Origin of the sequence: Variovorax boronicumulans (assembly GCF_029892485.1) — a bacterium.
In the GTDB taxonomy this organism is placed as follows: Bacteria; Pseudomonadota; Gammaproteobacteria; order Burkholderiales; family Burkholderiaceae_C; genus Variovorax; species Variovorax boronicumulans_B.
Genome location: NZ_JARXVG010000020.1, coordinates 37,118 through 53,241 on the forward strand (window position 1 = coordinate 37,118; position 16,124 = coordinate 53,241).

Consider the following 16,124-nt stretch of genomic DNA (forward strand, 5'->3'; position numbering starts at 1 on the left):
GGGCCTGTGTTTTCAAAGGCCCACCGAAGGCATATGCCTTCGTTACTTCCCACCCTTGGCCGAGGGCAGCTTGGACACCAGCCGCAGCGACACCGTGAGGCCTTCGAGCTGGTAGTGCGGGCGCAGGAAGAACTTGGAGGTGTAGTAGCCGGGGTTGCCCTCGACCTCTTCCACCACCACCTCGGCCGCGGCCAGGGGCTTGCGCGCCTTGGTCTCTTCCGACGAGTTGACGGGATCGCCGTCCACGTAGTTCATGATCCATTTGTTGAGCCAGCGCTGCATGTCGTCGCGCTCCTTGAAGCTGCCGACCTTGTCGCGCACGATGCACTTGAGGTAGTGCGCGAAGCGGTTGCAGGCAAAGAGGTAGGGCAGGCGTGCCGCCAGGTTGGCATTGGCCGTCGCGTCCGGGTCGTCGTACTCGGCGGGCTTGTGCAGCGACTGCGCGCCGATGAAGGCCGCGAAGTCGGAGTTCTTGCGGTGGATCAGCGAGAGCAGGCCGGCCTTGGAGAGCTCGGCTTCGCGCCGGTCGCTGATGGCGATTTCGGTCGGGCACTTCTGGTCCACGCCGCCGTCGTCGCTCGGGAAGGTGTGCAGCGGCAGGTTCTCCACCGCGCCGCCCGACTCGATGCCGCGAATGCGCGAACCCCAGCCGTAGAGCTTGTACGAGCGGTTGATGTTGGTTGCCATCGCATACGCGGCATTGGCCCAGGCGTACTTGGTGTGGTCGGCGCCGGCGGTGTCTTCCTCGAAGTCGAACTCTTCCACCGGGTTGGTGTTGGCGCCGTAAGGCGTGCGCGCCAGGAAGCGCGGCATGCACAGGCCCAGGTACTTGGCGTCGTCCGAATCGCGCAGAGACCGCCAGCCGGCGTACTCGGGCGTGAGGAAGATCTTGGTCAGGTCGCGCGGATTGGCGAGTTCCTGCCACGATTCCATCTGCATCAGGTTGGGGCTCGCGCCGGTGATGAAGGGCGCATGTGCCGAGGCTGCGATCTTGGACATTTCGCCGAGCAGCTCGATGTCGGGCGGGCTCTGGTCGAAGTGGTAGTCGCCCACCAGCGCGCCGAAGGGCTCGCCGCCGAACTGGCCGTATTCCTGTTCGTAGATCTTCTTGAACATCGGGCTCTGGTCCCAGGCCGCGCCCTTGAACTTCTTCAGGCTCTTGGCCAGGTCCACCTTGGAGATGTCCATCACCCGGATCTTCAGGTGCTCGTCGGTCTCGGTGTTGTTCACCATGTAGTGCAGGCCGCGCCACGCACTCTCGAGCTTCTGGTAGTCGGGGTGGTGGATGATCTTGTTGACCTGGTCGGTCAGCTTGGCGTCGATCGCGGCAATGATGGCCTGGATCGACTTGGTCACGTCCTTGCCGATGACGGTGCTGTTGGTCAGCGCCTGCTGCGCCAACGTGAGCACCGCGGCTTCGACGGCGCTCTTGGCTTCGTCGCTGCGCGGCTTGAATTCTTTCTGAAGGAGCGACGAAAAGTCGCTGCCCGCATAGGCAACGTCCTTGAGTGCGCTCTGCTCGAGTGCTTCGGCCATGGTGGTTTCTCCTCGTGTACCGGTGTGTCAGGCGTTGGTGCGTCTTGGGGGATTCAGGCGGCCGGCTTGCTGCCGTCCTCCGGCTTGGCGGTGGCGGCGAGCGACTGCAGCAGGGCCGGGTCTTCCAGCACCTTGGCCAGCAGTTCCTCGGCGCCGTTCTTGCCGTCCATGTAGGTCACCAGGTTGGACAGCTGCGTGCGTGCTTCCAGCAGCTTGTTGAGCGCGCCGACCTTCCTGGCCACGGCGGCGGGCGAGAAGTCTTCCATGTTCTCGAAGGTGAGTTCCACCTTGAGCTCGCCCTCGCCGGTGAGCGAGTTCTCCACCGCGAACGCGGCGCGCGGCTTCATGGCCTTCATGCGCGAGTCGAAGTTGTCGACGTCGATCTCCAGGAACTTGCGGTCGGCCACGGGCGCGAGCGGATCGGTGGGCTTGCCCGACAGATCGGCCAGCACGCCCATCACGAAGGGCAGCTGGATCTTCTTCTCGGCGCCGTAGAGTTCGACGTCGTATTCGATCTGCACGCGTGGCGCCCGGTTGCGGGCGATGAATTTCTGACTGCTCTTGGCCATGGCGATGCTCCTTGCGGGGGTAAATGGGGCGGTTCGATCAACAGGAAAAAATGGAGGTAGGGGCGCTATTCGGACGAGCGCTTGCCGGTCACGGTCTCGATCGTGTCCAGCGCGCCGGGCGCGAGGTTGGCCATGATTTCGAGAAAGCTCACGCCGATGAGCTTCTTGGCGCGGTCGATCAGGAGCGGCGCGGGGTTGCCGGGCTCGGTCTGTTCGAGGAATCGGATCACGCGGTCGAGCGTCTGCAATGCGTCCTGCCGGTTCAGGATCTCGCCGCGCGCGGCGGCGGGTCGCGGCGCGCCACCGGCTTGCACGGCATCGCCCTCTGCGCCTTCGGCGGCATCGGCTTCTTCGGGCGCACCGATGGCGGCGCTGCAGGCCTTCTGCAGCATGCGGCCGATGGTGCGCAGCGGCGCCAGGTCGATAACGTCGGCGCGGCCGGTGCGCTCGACCAGCAAGGCTTGCAGCTTCTCGACCAGGCCGGGCACGCCGATGGCGGCCTGGATCAGCTCGGGCCGCTCGGCATGCAGCGCCTCAAGGCCACCCTGGATCTGTGCCGGCGAATAGACGGCTTCGCCGCCCACCGCATTGAGGGCGTTGTTGGCGACCGCGATGTCGCGCACACGGATCGCGCCCACGCCGGGCGCGACGCCCACCTGGGCGTCATAGAGGTCGCGCAGCACCATGGCCTCGTCGCCCAGCGGTGCGAGCGCGTTCAGCCGCATGGTCGGATCGTTGTCGTCGTCGGCATCGAGCTTTGGATGTATGCCGTCCCAGAACCTGTCGAGCAGGCCGGTGAGCAACTGGAGCCCGGCGACGAAGCCGGTGAGGCCCTGCAGGCGCGTCGAGGCGCGCAGCAGCAGCACCGCGGGACGCACGTCCTTGCTGCGGCGCAGGAGCGCATCGGACTGCTCGGCCACCTGGCGCCACTCCGGCTCCACCGCCGGGATGACGGTGTCGCCGAACTGTTGTTCGGGTTTGCCCTGTGCGGACGTGGTGAGCGCGGTGAAGTCCGCGTCGTACTCCAGATCGTCCCCGCATGGCGATGCCTCGCCAATGGGCGTGAGCAGTGCTTCTACAAGTTCGTGAGTCAGCATGTTGCCTGTTCGAGTTCGCTGGTGATAATCAAAGATGCGTCAGGACCGGTCAATGCAACGAAGGGAATAGCATGCGCACGCTGGGTACACACCATTCGTCCTATGAAGGCTTCAACGCTGCGGTAACGCGGCGCCGCGTGGCGGCCCTCGGGCTCGCTGTTGCAGGGCTTACCCTCGCAGGCTGCGCGAGCAAACCGGTGGTCACGCCGGTGAGCATCACGCTCGTGGCCGGCGCCGATGCCAACCCCGACGCGCGCGGCCGCGCATCGCCGCTCACGGTGCGCGTGTATGCGCTCAAGTCGCCCGGGCCCTTCGAGGGCGCCGACTTCTTCTCGCTGTTCGAGAAAGACCAGGCCACGCTCGGCGCCGAACTCGTGCAGCGCGAAGAAATGCTGCTGCGCCCCGGCGAAACAAAGAAGCTCGACCTCACGCTGCCCGCCGATGCCAAGTCCATCGCCGTGATGGCGGCGTTCCGCGATCTCGACCGCGCGCGCTGGCGCGAGGTGGTGCCGGTGACCACGGGCAAGCCGCAGGCGCTCACGGTCAACTTCGGCGCGCGCCAGATCCGCGTGGAAGCCAGGTAGGGACGAGGCCTCGTCGTTCTTCATGGCGCACCTGCCGCCGTGTGGGACGACGGGCGTCCGGGCCGGACCAGCGGCTGGTCGGCCGGCAGGAAGCGCTCGAACAGATCGGTCACGAAGGCCCCGCCGCTTGCATCCGACGCAGCGGCCGTGAAATAAAGGCCGCGCCAGCGCGGCGCCCGCCCGCCCCGGCCGTGGGCCTCGAACAAGACCTCCGCCACCTCGCGCAATGCGGGCTGCAGCCCCTGCACCGCTTCCACGAACCCATGGATCGAAAGCCGGGCCGCGGCTCCGTGCTGCTCGCGAAGCAGAGCCATGCGCAGGGCATGCAGTTGCGCCGCGATGGGATCGAACAGGGCATCGAGCCGATCGCCTGCCGATGCGTTGGACGCGGCGAAAGGGTCCGGCAGGCGATGGCCCAGCGCCTGCGCCAGCACCTCGGGCGGCAGCGCACCGCGCAGCGTGGCGTAACCCGTCAGGTGCTCCAGGCCGGTGACGACGAGGTAGGTGGGCAGTTGCAGGCGCAGCGTGTCGCCCGCCTCGTCGAGCAGTCGGCGCATGCGCGCGGCAAGAGGCCGCAGGTCCTCGGCATCCGCCTGCAGCAGCTCGCTTGCGGAGAAACACACGACCACGCCATTGAGCGGCAGCCGGTCGCGCCGCTCGGCCAGCGCCAGGAGCGCCTGCAGCCACAGGCCGCGCGTGCGGGGCGCGGCGGCGGTCTCGCCGACCGCGGCGGGCTGCACCTCGATGGCCGCCAGCGCACCGGTCAGCCACCAGCGCCAGCAGTTTGGGTCGTCGGCCTGGCTGTCGGGCAGCGCGAGGCGCTCGCCCTGTGCGGTGGCGAGCAGTCCCGGCAGGTCGGCGGCCGCATCGCCGAGGAACAGGAACCACGGTGCCGGGGCCACCGGTCCGTGCGACGCCCGTGCGGGCCGCGGCGCCTGCCGCAACGCCTGGCGCGCCAGCGCCATCGATTCGCGCAGCGCATCGACGGCCGCGTTGTCCACCGGCGCATCGAGCGTTTCGATGCGCCGCAGCAATGCGCGCCGCCGCGCGCCGCGGCCCGCGTCGTGCACCATGGCGTAGAGCATTCCGAAGCCCAGCAGGCACAACGCCAGCAGTGCCCAGAACAGGTGGACGGGCGATATCAGCGCAGTCATCGCGCGACCGTTTCGAGGAACACGAAGTCGGCGATCAGCCGCTCGCCGTTCTTGCTGGCCGCGAGCGCTTCGCGCAGCCGCAGCAGGTAGGCCGAGGCCAATTCGAACGGCGGGCGGTCCGAGGCTTCGGTGAACGGCATCGGCGATGAAAGCACCGTGATCAGCACGCTGCCGAAAGGCGGGCTCACCAGCCAGCTCGACGGGATGTCGCGGCCCAGCTCGAGCGTTGCGCCGGCATGCAGTTGCGTGGGCGCCTGCCCGGCATTGAGGTGCATGACCGAGCCGTCGACGGTGTAGTAGTCGACCCAGATGTAGCTGTCGTGCCGCGGCGCCACCACCTGCACGCGCACGTTGTCGCCTTCGCGCAGCTGGCGGTCGCGAGCCGTGGGGGCGTCCACGTCCAGCCCGTAGTTCTTCTCCTGGTTGCGTATCTGGTAGGGCTTGAGGATGGCGAACACCTCGCAGTGCGGCCACACGCGCAGGCCGACGTCGAAGCGCGGCGAGGTCACGCCCGGCATGGCGCTCACTTCGCGCGCCACGCGCGGCTGGTCCTCGGGCAGCGAGACGAAGCCGGTCACCTGCGTGTGGCCGTCCTTGCCCACCGACGTCGACAGATCGGCACAGGCGTAGCCCTGCAGGTGCTCGTCGATGCGCTGCGTCAACGCGGTCCGTGTCGTCGCCGGCCCCGAGGCCATGAGCCACAGCAGGTAGAGCAGGGGCAGCAGCAAGGCCAGCGCCGCGCTCGCGCGCAGCAGTGCCCGGTCGCGCCGACGGGTGTCGGTGGGGCCGCGCGGATCGGGCACGGCGTAGGGCTGGGGCGTGATGTGGTCCTGCACCAGGCTTCCGAGCGGCAGCGGCCGCAGGCGCAGCTGGCGGCCGTGCAGGTCCTTGAGCTTGCCGAGTTCGCCGCGGTCGCCGTCCTCGAAGTAGTACTGGCCCTTGAAGCCGTGCGCGAGCGCATGCCAGTAGACCTCGCGCACCTCGTCGTCCTGCGCGGTCAGCGCCGAGAGGTGATGGAAGAACTCGCTGTGCGCGTTGTTGGAGTTGAAGAGCTGCACCTGCAGCGGCGCGGCGCCGGCGTCCGCGCCGGGGTGGCGCGCGAGGATCTCGTCGATCCACGCCACCATCGCGAAGACGGCCGATTCGACCTGCGGCCCGGGGGTGCCCGATGCTTCGGCCCGGGCGCGCGCCGCGTCGAGCAGCCGGCGGGCCTGCTGCTGTGCGGCGTCATGCGAAAGGGCCGGGCGTGCGGCCGCGATGGAGGCGTCCAGCGCGAGGCCGAACGAGATGAAGGTCGAGAAGCAGTCGAGCAGCCGGGCCATGGACGTGCCCGCTCAAGCGTGCATTGCGAAGGATGCGCTGCACCGGCGTCTGCATCGATGGCACATGCCCATGTCCCCGGTTCCTTCGAGTGGAAGTTCATTCTTCCAAAGGGGTCGGGGGGCAGCCATACCGCTTGGGGTCTATGCCGTTGGTGGGGCCGGGCGGCCTTGCTGTGCGGGGCAATCGCCGTTATCTTCGACAATCGCTGACTTCCACGCAGCTGGAACAACGGAACCCAAGCCATGAAAATCCTGATCGCCGACGACCACCGGCTCGTCATCGAGGCGGTCAAGGCCAAGTTGTCGGAGCTTGAGCCCGGCATCGAATTCGTGCTGGCGATGAGCGTCGACGAGTTGCTTGCAGGCGCGAACGACGACCTCGACCTGGCCCTGATCGATCTCAACATGCCCGGCGCCGATGGCCAGGCGCACATCGACGAAATCCGGCGCCGGCATCCGGCCGTTCCGGTGATCGTGCTGTCGGGCTACGAAGACCCGGCCATCATGCGCAGCGCCCTGGAGCGCGGCGTTCTGGGATTCATTCCAAAAGCTTACTCACCGGAAGTCATGATCTCGGCCGTGCGGCTGGTGCTGGCGGGCGGCGTGTACGTGCCGCCGATGATGCTCACGGCATTGCCGCCGGGCATCGTGGCCGGTGTGGCTCCGCAGGGCGGCGGCGAAGCGCTGACGCGGGGCGGCGGTGGCGCCGGCCAGACGCTGGAGCACCTGCGCAGCGTGCTGACCGAGCGGCAGGTCGAGGTGCTGCAGCTGCTCTCGCAAGGCAAGCCCAACAAGCTGATCGGGCGCAGCCTGGGCATCAGCGAAGGGACGGTGAAGATCCATCTGGCCGCGATCTTCAGGGCGCTGAATGTGCGCAACCGGACCGAGGCCGTGGTGGCTGCGCAGGCTTTGACTGAGGCGCAGCAGGCCTGAACCCGCGGCCTTCGGGGCGGGTGCGCAGGACACCGGGTACTCCCCTCCGCGAATGTCCCCCGGCCTGCGGCCTCCTCCTTGATTTCGCTGCGGGGAGCACCCGATGCCCTGCGCACTGGGGCACGCTGCGGGTGTATCGCCGATCAACAACTGCTCTGAGCAATGCGTCTAGGCTGCCCGCAGTGCGGGTGCCGGTGACTCTTCCACGGCTCCGCCGCGCAGCCCCGTCTTTCTCTTTTCGATCGCTTCGGCAAGGAACTCCGCGTCGCGCGCCACGCCTGAGAAGCGCCCCGATCCCCAGGTGTGCAGCCACGGCAGGCCGAGGAAATACAGGCCCGGCTCGTTCGTCACGCCGCGCTGATGCACCGGCGCGCCGCGGCCGTTGAAGACGGGCGCATCGACCCAGGCGAAGTCGGGCGAGAAGCCGATGCACCAGATCACGCTGGTGATGCCCGCAGCCGCGAGGTCGAGGCGGGTGCGTTCTTCTGTCGGCTCCCACACGGGGCTGTAGACCGAGGGTGGCGGCGCCTCGATGCCCTGCGCGGCGATGAACTTGTCGATCGATGCGTTGATGCGGTTGTAGGTGTCGTCGGCGCTGTCCAGGTGCTCGCGCAGGTTGGGCTGCAGTTCGAAGCTGCCGCCGTCGAAGCCGCTCAAGAGGCCATAGAGCTCCATGCCTTCGTTGGCGAAGCGGCGCAGGTCGATGTCGCGCCCGCCGTCGCGGCCGGTCACGTAGTGGTTGGTGTTGTCGCGCACGCCTTCGCGCAGCGGGTGCTCGGTGACGGGCATGTCGTAGTACTTCATGTCGGCCAGCCAGTCCACCACTTCGCGGCCGCGGTAGAAGCGCGCGCAGCGCGGCGCGTTGCCGGTGGCCAGGTGGACCTTGCGGCCGGCCAGGTGCAGGTCTTCGGCGATCTGCGCGCCCGACTGGCCGCAGCCCACGACCAGCACCGCGCCCTCGGGCAGCTGCGCAGGGTTGCGGTACTGCGCGGAGTGGTACTGCGCGACGGTGGCCGGCAGCTTCTCGGCCAGGCGCGGCACGACGGGGCGGTGATAACCGCCGGAGGCGACCACCACCTGGTCGGCGGTGTAGAGGCCGGTGTCGGTCTGCACCATGAAGCGGTCGCGCTCGCCCCCACCAAGCACGCCGGGCACGCGCGACACCCGCTCGACGGTGACGCCTTCGATGGCCGGCGCCTTCACATGCGCGACGAAGCCGGCCAGCCAGTCGTTGATCTGGTCCTTGACCATGAACCCGTGCGGATCGCTGCCGATGTAGCTCCAGCCCGGCAGTTGGCACTGCCAGTTGGGCGTGACCAGGCAGAACGAATCCCAGCGCTGCGTGCGCCAGGTGTGCACGAGGCTGCGCTTCTCGATCACGAGGTGGTCGATGCCGCGCTGTTGCAGGCAGTGGCTCAGCGAGAGGCCGGCCTGGCCGCCGCCGACGATGACGACGCTGTAGTGGCTGCGTCCGCCGTAGGGATAGGACATGGGTTCTTTCTTTATTTCAGTCGAAGGCGACGACGGTGACTTGGGCATCCGCAGTGCCGGCGAAGCGGGTGGCGATGTGCTCGATCTCGTCGAGTTGGTCCCTCGCTTGCGAACACGCGAAGCCGTACCTGGCGCGCACGCGCTCGGAGGCGGCGCCCAATGCGTCGCGGGTGCGTTGCAGGAAGTCTTCGAGCGCATAGCGTTCTCCGGGCGCGAAGAAGTCCTGCACCACGGACGAGGGCGAATAGCAGCGCGTTTCGCTGGCATCGGGCCAGCGCACGTGGAAGTGCATCACGGGCATGCGAGCGCCTCCTGCGCGTTCGTCGGCGGTTGGATGAACGCGTCGCTGCCGAAGTCCCACAGCAGGGTCTCCTCGCCGCCCGCTTGCAAGCGCACCTGCCGCGTCGCATCGACCTCGCCGACGACCGCACAGGCGATGTCGCGCGCGGCGAAGCGGCCCAGAACCGGCGCGACCTGCGAAGGCGGAACGCTCAGCACGAAACCGTAGCTCGGAAAGGACGAGAGCCAGCGCAGCAGCGGCACACCCTCGGGCCTGGGCAGTGCGTCCAGGTCGATGCGTGCGCCCACGCCCGAGCACTCCAGCAGCATCATGGCCGTGCCCACCGCGCCGGCCATGCTGATGTCCTTGGCCGCGCAGCACAGGCCGTCTTCGGCCAGCGCGGGCAGCACTTCGAGGTCGGCGCGCAGCCGCGCGGCCGGTGCGGTGGTCGATGCGTTCCAGTACGGAAAGGGCTCCTCGTAGGCGCCGCGCAGGTCGGCCGCCATCAGCAGCAGGTCGCCGGGCTTGGCATCGAAACTGGTGAGCAGCTTGCGTGCATGGCCGAGGATCGCGACCGCGAGCTGCGGCCGCTCGCTGCGGTTGTTGCTGTGCCCGCCGACGATGGGCACGCCATAGCGCACGGCCGCTTCCGCGAGCCCGCGCAGCACGTCGTCCGCCGGGTTCATGCCGGTGCTCCAGAGCGCATCGACCACGGCCGTCGGCCGCCCGCCCATGGCGTAGATGTCGCTCACGTTGACCATCACGCCGCAGTAGCCTGCAAACCAGGGCATGCGCACGATGAAGTCTTCGACCAGACCCTCGATGGCGAACAGCAGGTAGCCGCCGTGGCCGTCGGGAATGGCGGCGCAGTCGTCGCCGATGGGCACGGCCTGCGCGAGCGCGGCATGGCCGCCGGGCAGCGACCTTCCGAGGGCGGAGACCACATCGCTGATGTCGCGCTTGTGGGCGAAGCCGCGCGTGGCGCGCAGGGCTTCGGCGATCTCGTGCACGCTGTTCGTCATGCGATCACCTTGGCGCGTGTGACGAAGCCGCTCACCGGATCGTGACAAGGCGGATACCAACCGAGGTCGGCCTGCATGCGCGCATGCGGCCGGCCATGCACGGCGGTTTCTTCGAGCAGCTGCCAGCCCAGCTTGCGGAACAGCGGCACGTTCTGCATCTGCACCTGTGCGAAGAAGGCCGCACAGCCCAGCGCATTGGCGCGCGAGACGGCCAGCCGGATCAGCGTCACGCCAAGATGCCCCTGGCTGCGAAAGGCCGGGTGCACGGCGAGGCGCGAGCCCCACCATTCGCGCTCTGCTTCACCGCGATGGATGCGCACTGTGCCGACGACTTGTTCGGGCATGCCGCCGTTGCACGACATCGCGACCAGCAACTGCGACCGGTCGTCCGTCGCATCGCGGTCGTCGCGCGCGAAGATGCCCTGCTCGATGCAGAACACCGCGCGGCGCAGCGCCATCGCCTCGTCGCGCTCCCACTGCTGCGCGGCCTCGCGCACCAGGTATTCGACGGGTGCGTAGTGCGGGTCGAGTTCGCTCAGGTCGTCGATGCACAGCATGGTCAGCTTTCGCTTTCTTTTTCGTAGATGGAGAGCGACGAGCACGCGCCGCACTTGCCGCAGCCGGCCTTGATGTCGGCCGAGCGCAGGCCCGCTGCCACCACGCGTTCGGCGAGCGGCGCGAGCAGCGACTTCATGAACTCGGGCGAGGGCGCGGGATGGTCTTCGAGCGGCGTGCCGCTGATCGGCACGAAGGGCACGACGAAGGGGTATACGCCGCGCGCGAGCAACTGGTCGCAGATGTCGAGGATCGCTTCGCGTGTGTCGCCCAGCCCGGCCAGGATGTAGGTACTGACCTGCCCGCGCCCGAACACGCCCACCGCCGCTTCGAAGGCGCTCATGTAGCGCGAGACCGGCACGCTGGCCTTGCCCGGCATGAGGCGTTCGCGCACCTCGGGCGTCACCACCTCGAGGTGCATGCCCAGCGTGTCGATGCCGGCGGCCTTCATGCGGTGGAACCACTGGTCGTCGTCGGGCGGCTCGCACTGGCCCTGGATCGGGATGTCGACCGCGGCCTTGATCGCGAAGGCGCTCTCGCAGAGGATGGCCGCGCCCCGGTCGGTGGTATTCGGCGTGCCGGTGGTCATCACCATGTGCTTCACGCCGTCGAGCAGCACGGCCGCGCGCGCGACTTCGGCCAACTGCTCGGGCGTCTTGCGCGCGATGGTGCGGCCGGCCGCGAGCGACTGGCCGATCGCGCAGAACTTGCAGCTCTTCCTGCGGCTCTCGTAGCGGATGCAGGTCTGCAGCACCGTGGTGGCGAGCACGTCGCTGCCGTGCAGCGTGGCGATGTGCGAGTAGGGCACGCCGTCGAAGGTCTGCATCGCGTAGAAGCGCGGCTGCTTCGGAAAGCTGATGCTCGCGATGGGAATGCTGCCGCGCATCACGCGGCTCATGCCATGCGCATCGGGTGCTTCTGCGGTGAATGGCGAATGCCACGCGGTGGAGGTGTGGACCGGCACCATGATCGTGTGGCCGTCCACCGTCACCGCCTTGTGGTCCGAGGGGCCCGCGCCGCCGCGGCGGCTGGCCACGCCGGCCGAAGGATCAACCAGCCGCAACCCGAAGGACTGGAGCTCGGTCATCAGTTGCCGGCTGTCTTGCTGCGTCGTCGTGGTGGTCATGTTCGGGGCTCCGTGGGTCGATGGAATGGGGTTGCGTGAGGTGCATCGGCACGGTCGTCTGCGCCGGCCGGTCGTTGATGGCGAGCGACAGCAGCTCGGGCCGCGCGTAGTGGCCGACCGAATCCATCATTCGCTTGCGCTTGGCGATCAGCGCCATGTCCATGTCGGCGATCACCATGCCTTCGCCCTCGGTGAGCGGCGGCGCGAGGTGCTTGCCCTCGGGCGAGACGATGGCGGTGTGGCAGCCGCCGCGCAGCGCCTTCTGCAGGTTGGCGTCCGGCGTGACCGAACGGATCTGCTCGTCGGTGAGCCAGCCGGTGGCGTTGACCACGAAGCAGCCCGACTCCAGCGCGTGGTGGCGGATGGTCACTTCCATCTGCTCCGCGAAGATCGGGCCGACCAGCGAGCCGGGGAACTGCGCGCAGTGGATTTCTTCGTGCTGCGCCATCAGCGCGTAACGCGCGAGCGGGTTGTAGTGCTCCCAGCAGGCGAGGGCACCGACGCGGCCGACTGCCGTGTCGACCACCTTCAGGCCTGCGCCATCGCCCATGCCCCAGACCATGCGCTCGTGGTACGTGGGCGTGATCTTGCGGCGCTTGAGCGCGAGCGTGCCGTCGGCATCGAACACCAACTGCGTGTTGTAGAGGCTGCCGTGGTCGCGCTCGTTCACGCCGAGCACCACCACCATGTTGCGCGCGCGGGCCCGCTCGGCCACCGCCTGCGTGACCGGGCCGGGCACGACGACCGCGCGCTCCACCAGCTGCAGATGCGGCGCGCCTTGCAGCACCGGCGGCAGCACGAAGCTGAAGTACGGGTAGTAGGGCACGAAGGTCTCGGGGAATACCGCGATCTGCGCGCCTTTGGAAGCGGCCTCGTCGATGGCGCTGCACACCCGGTCGAGCGTGCCGTCGGGGCGCTCGAAGTCGGGCGCGATCTGGATCGCCGCGGCACGCACGATGCGGGGTGTGGAAGCCATCGCCGGTGTCCTGCCTTACAGCGTCCAGGTATCGAGGATCACCGCGCCGGCCTTCTTGTGCAGCAGCACGAGATCCAGCACGTCCAGCGGATTGATCGGCTTGATGCCCTCGATCAACGCGCCTTCGCCGTGGCCGTACAGCGCCTGCAGCGCGAAGCGGCAGGCGTAGGCCTTGCCGCCTTCTTCCATGAACTTGGTGATCTGCTTGTTGAAGTTCTGGTGGCCCGGAAAAGCTTCGTCGCCCAGCGTGGGAAAGCCGCGCTGCACGCCCAGCGTCACGCCGGGGCCATAGAGCAGCACCGAGGTCTCGTAGCCCTTGCGGCGCAGGCGCGTGGCCTGCAGCAGGTTCACGAAGCCGATGGAGCCTTCGAAGGCCACGGTGTGGAAGGTGACGAGCGCCTTCTCGCCGGGATCGGCCTTGACGTCTTCGAACACCTTCTCTTCGTAGTCGACGAGGAACTCGCCTTTCTCGTTGCGGGGGCGGGTGACTTTGGGCATGGGGGACTCCGGTTGGGTGGTTGGACACGCAGGTCTTGCGTGCCTTCTCCTTCGCAGGCGATGTGCCAGCGTTCGGCCGGGTGCGTGCGATCAACGCGCGATCAATGCGCAGCGATGCGGGCCGCGTGCGGGTAAAAATTTTTCCGAGGGCCGAAAAGCCGGGCGCGCGGGCGGTCCGGCGGTTGGTTTCTGCACCGCGACGACGCACGCGCCATGCGATCAATGCACCCGATCAAGGGGGTTGATCGCACCTGATCGAAGCATCAGACCCCTCTGGAGCGGGCGTGATTCATGCGTGTTGATCGGTGGCCCGATGCAATCAATGGATGCAATCAACTCCGCACGATGACCACCATCACCGCCCACTGGCGCAGGCAACTTCGAAACAGCGACCGGCCCGCCTACCTGCTGCTGGCCGAACTGATCGCCGACGACATCAAGACCGGCCGCCTGGGCGTGCGCGACCGGCTGCCCACGCTGCGCGAGCTCGCGGCCGACCTGGAACTCAACTACACGACGGTGGCGCGCGGCTATGCCGAGGCGCGCAAGCGCGGCCTGATCGACTCGCGCGCGGGCACCGGCACCTTCATCCGCTCCGGGAGCCCGAGCCTGCGGCTGCGCGGTGGCAGCGGCGCCGAGATGACGATGAACATGCCGCCCGAGCCCGACGACGCGCACCTGATGGCGCGGCTGCACGAGAGCGCCAGCCGCGCCTTCGCCGAGATCGATTTTCATGACCTGCTGCGCTATCAGGATTTCGGCGGCACCGCGCATGACCGCGAGGTGGCGATGCAGTGGCTGCGCCCCTTCGTGCCGCATGCCAGCGTGGACCGCATCCTCGTGTGCCCCGGCATTCACGGTGTGCTCACGGCGCTGTTCTCGCAGCTCGCGCGGCCGGGCGAATTGATCTGCGTGGAGTCGCTCACCTACCCGGGCGTCAAGGCCATCGCGGCGCAGCTGGGCGTGCAGCTGCACGCGCTGCAGCTCGACGACGACGGCCCCATCGCCGATGCTTTCGAGCACGCCTGCAAGACGCTCAAGCCCAAGGCGCTGTACTGCAACCCGACGCTGCTGAACCCGACCGCCGGCACCGTGTCGCGCGCACGGCGCGAGGCGCTCGCCGACGTGGCGCTGCGCTACGCCATTCCGATCATCGAGGACGATGCCTACGGCATGCTGCCGCGCCAGACGCCGGCCACCATCGCCACGCTGGCGCCCGCGCTCACCTACTACGTGAGCGGGTTCTCCAAATGCTTCGGCGCGGGGCTGCGCAGCGCCTACGTGTGCTCACCGACCGTGGTGCAGTCGCAGCGCCTCGCGGGCGCGATGCGCGCCACCACCGTCATGGCCTCGCCGATCACCAATGCGCTCACGACGCTGTGGGTGGAAGACGGCACCACCGAGGCGATGCTGCAGGCGGTGCGCGCCGAATCGGTGGCGCGGCAGCTGCTCGCGACGCGCCACCTGGGCGACAGCGGGTTGCAGGCGCATCCCGAGGGTTTCCATGCATGGTTGCCGCTCACGCCGGGGTGGAGCCCGGTGGAGTTCGCGTCGTACCTGCGCACGCAGAACGTGGGTGTGGTGGCGAGCGCGGCGTTCTCCACCGACGGCGATCCGCCGGATGCGGTGCGCATCTGCCTCGGCGGGCCGATGTCGCGGGAGCAGTGCGATCAGGCGCTGCGGCTCATCGCCGATACGCTGGCGCATCCGCTGCATCCACATGCGACCTTGCGCGCGGGCGGTGGATGAAGCCTTGTGAGGGGGCGATCCATTCGATGGCGTCGTTCGTGCCAGTCGCCGTTACGTTGGCACCCGTGAAAAGCATGCGCTCTTCGACCAGCAGGAAGCTTGGCGCGCCGTCACCGATCTTCAACATCTGAAGCGTGGCGCCGCCGAGGTCCAGCGTGCCGCCAGGCCAGTCGGGTTGGGCCGTGACGGTCCAGCGAACAGGGCCGGGCGCGATGGCGCGAAGGGCATCGTCCAGGGGCGCGGGGCCGATCGATGCCCAGCCTTCCGATCCGCCGACGAGGTAGCTGTTGTCGCCGGCGTTGTCCACCACGCGAATCACCCTGTCGGACAGCCGCGTGACGAGGCCCGCTTCGAGCGCATAGTGCGCATCGCCGCGTCCCTCCGGGTCGAGGCGGCCGATCTCGTCGTACGCGGGCTCCTCGATGTTCACCGCGCGCCGGCCCTCGGGGCCGTCCGCGAGCCTCGGCATGTTCAGCGGGATCTCGCGCAGCTGGCGCGCATGGGCGAGGAATTCGTCGGCACGCTGGAAAACGTCGAGCTGCTGCAGCACGCGCCGCGTCACGTTCATCAGCTTGAGCCCGCGCGCCGGGTCCAGCGCATCCGCCGGACGCAGCCACATGTGCTCGACGGTCTCGCGGCCGTCGGGGCGCACCTCTTGCCCGGCCGGCATCAGCGCGACGAAGAAGCGCGTGTCGAAGCGCCGCGGCATGCCGGGCGGCGTGAGCCAGTGGCCGAAGTAGACGACGCGGTCGCCGGCAAGGCGCCAATCGCGCCGTTCGCACATGGCGAGCAGCGCATCGGTGCCTTGCTCGGCCGCATCGCGCATGGCGGCGAGTTCGCCGGAGGGCAGGCCGAGCAGCTGCACCGGAAGGTCCTGTGCATCGTTCGCGAAGAGAAGGCCCGCCTCCTCGAAGCATTCGCGGATCGCGGCCGCGTAGAAGTCGAGCCCGCCTTCGGACACCGCGAGGCGCTCGCTCGCCGCGGCATCGTCCAGGCCCGTGCACAGCGGATGCAGGTGGCGGTCGTGGGCATCCACCACGCCGCCGGGGAAGACGCTCGCACCGCTGTTCTGGTCATTGGCCTTCTCGGCCCGGCGCAGCATCAGGGCTTCGAGGCCTTCGCTGCCGTCGCGCAGCACGACCAGCGTGGCGGCGGTGCGGATGGGGCGCGGAGCGGGAACGGGAGCAGGGGCGGATGTCGTGGCGGTCATGCGGCGCTATTGTGAATGTGCG

General features: G+C 68.4%; 16 protein-coding genes. 3 read left to right on the forward strand and 13 right to left on the reverse strand.

The genetic code is table 11. The features are described from left to right. Positions 1–42 precede the first annotated feature (42 nt). From tssC to tssA, 3 genes are all read right to left on the reverse strand, one after another. The gene (gene tssC / locus M2282_RS29340; protein ID WP_280812299.1) at positions 43–1,536 is read right to left on the reverse strand and encodes a type VI secretion system contractile sheath large subunit; all 1,494 of its coding nucleotides are present in this window, start codon (positions 1,534–1,536) and stop codon (positions 43–45) included. A gap of 53 nt (positions 1,537–1,589) precedes the next feature. Then, complete coding sequence (tssB, locus tag M2282_RS29345) at positions 1,590–2,105, reverse strand: type VI secretion system contractile sheath small subunit (RefSeq protein WP_280812300.1); 516 nt, start codon at positions 2,103–2,105, stop codon at positions 1,590–1,592. Positions 2,106–2,170: 65 nt separating this feature from the next. Beyond that, complete coding sequence (gene tssA / locus M2282_RS29350; RefSeq protein WP_280812301.1) at positions 2,171–3,202, reverse strand: type VI secretion system protein TssA; 1,032 nt, start codon at positions 3,200–3,202, stop codon at positions 2,171–2,173. 71 nt (positions 3,203–3,273) lie between these two features. On the opposite strand from tssA, the gene tssJ reads away from it, so the two are divergent. Then, on the forward strand, positions 3,274–3,786 hold the full coding sequence (gene tssJ, locus M2282_RS29355; protein ID WP_280812302.1) for a type VI secretion system lipoprotein TssJ: 513 nt from the start codon (positions 3,274–3,276) through the stop codon (positions 3,784–3,786). 20 nt (positions 3,787–3,806) lie between these two features. On the opposite strand, the gene M2282_RS29360 is transcribed toward tssJ, so the two are convergent. Together M2282_RS29360 and M2282_RS29365 are read right to left on the reverse strand one after the other, a co-directional pair. Further along, entirely contained in the window at positions 3,807–4,940 is a 1,134-nt protein-coding gene (locus M2282_RS29360; RefSeq protein WP_280812303.1) for a type VI secretion system protein, read from the reverse strand. After that, complete coding sequence (locus M2282_RS29365; RefSeq protein ID WP_280812304.1) at positions 4,937–6,262, reverse strand: DotU family type IV/VI secretion system protein; 1,326 nt, start codon at positions 6,260–6,262, stop codon at positions 4,937–4,939. The genes M2282_RS29360 and M2282_RS29365 overlap by 4 nt, the downstream gene beginning before the upstream one ends. Positions 6,263–6,505: 243 nt before the next feature. Here M2282_RS29365 and M2282_RS29370 point away from each other — a divergent pair, with 243 nt between their 5' ends. Continuing rightward, positions 6,506–7,195 carry a response regulator transcription factor gene (locus tag M2282_RS29370; RefSeq protein WP_280812305.1) on the forward strand — a complete coding sequence of 230 codons (690 nt, stop codon included), beginning with the start codon at positions 6,506–6,508 and terminating at the stop codon, positions 7,193–7,195. Positions 7,196–7,363: 168 nt separating this feature from the next. Here M2282_RS29370 and M2282_RS29375 read toward each other — a convergent pair whose 3' ends face one another. Genes M2282_RS29375 through M2282_RS29405 form a run of 7 tightly spaced genes read right to left on the reverse strand, consistent with a single transcriptional unit; the run spans position 7,364 to position 13,143 of the window. Next, the gene (locus tag M2282_RS29375) at positions 7,364–8,686 is read right to left on the reverse strand and encodes an MSMEG_0569 family flavin-dependent oxidoreductase (RefSeq protein ID WP_280812306.1); all 1,323 of its coding nucleotides are present in this window, start codon (positions 8,684–8,686) and stop codon (positions 7,364–7,366) included. Positions 8,687–8,702: 16 nt separating this feature from the next. Continuing rightward, positions 8,703–8,987 (reverse strand): MSMEG_0570 family nitrogen starvation response protein, encoded by a 285-nt coding sequence (locus M2282_RS29380; protein ID WP_280812307.1) that lies wholly within the window; start codon positions 8,985–8,987, stop codon positions 8,703–8,705. Further along, positions 8,978–9,988: a sll0787 family AIR synthase-like protein gene (locus tag M2282_RS29385; protein ID WP_280812308.1), complete on the reverse strand. Its 1,011-nt coding sequence runs from the start codon at positions 9,986–9,988 to the stop codon at positions 8,978–8,980. The genes M2282_RS29380 and M2282_RS29385 overlap by 10 nt, the downstream gene beginning before the upstream one ends. Next, positions 9,985–10,545: an MSMEG_0567/Sll0786 family nitrogen starvation N-acetyltransferase gene (locus tag M2282_RS29390; protein ID WP_280812309.1), complete on the reverse strand. Its 561-nt coding sequence runs from the start codon at positions 10,543–10,545 to the stop codon at positions 9,985–9,987. Before M2282_RS29390 ends, M2282_RS29385 begins: the two co-directional genes overlap by 4 nt. Before the next feature lie 2 nt (positions 10,546–10,547). Then, entirely contained in the window at positions 10,548–11,630 is a 1,083-nt protein-coding gene (locus tag M2282_RS29395) for an MSMEG_0568 family radical SAM protein (RefSeq protein ID WP_280812328.1), read from the reverse strand. Further along, entirely contained in the window at positions 11,593–12,645 is a 1,053-nt protein-coding gene (locus tag M2282_RS29400) for a Nit6803 family nitrilase (RefSeq protein ID WP_280812310.1), read from the reverse strand. Before M2282_RS29400 ends, M2282_RS29395 begins: the two co-directional genes overlap by 38 nt. 15 nt (positions 12,646–12,660) lie before the next feature. Continuing rightward, positions 12,661–13,143: an MSMEG_0572/Sll0783 family nitrogen starvation response protein gene (locus tag M2282_RS29405; RefSeq protein WP_280812311.1), complete on the reverse strand. Its 483-nt coding sequence runs from the start codon at positions 13,141–13,143 to the stop codon at positions 12,661–12,663. A 345-nt stretch (positions 13,144–13,488) separates the two neighbouring features. Here M2282_RS29405 and M2282_RS29410 point away from each other — a divergent pair, with 345 nt between their 5' ends. Then, on the forward strand, positions 13,489–14,892 hold the full coding sequence (locus M2282_RS29410; protein WP_280812312.1) for a PLP-dependent aminotransferase family protein: 1,404 nt from the start codon (positions 13,489–13,491) through the stop codon (positions 14,890–14,892). Here M2282_RS29410 and M2282_RS29415 read toward each other — a convergent pair. After that, positions 14,828–16,102, reverse strand: a complete 1,275-nt coding sequence (locus tag M2282_RS29415) for an NUDIX hydrolase (RefSeq protein ID WP_280812313.1) — start codon at positions 16,100–16,102, stop codon at positions 14,828–14,830. The two genes, M2282_RS29410 and M2282_RS29415, sit on opposite strands and share 65 nt — an antisense overlap. Positions 16,103–16,124 lie beyond the last annotated feature (22 nt).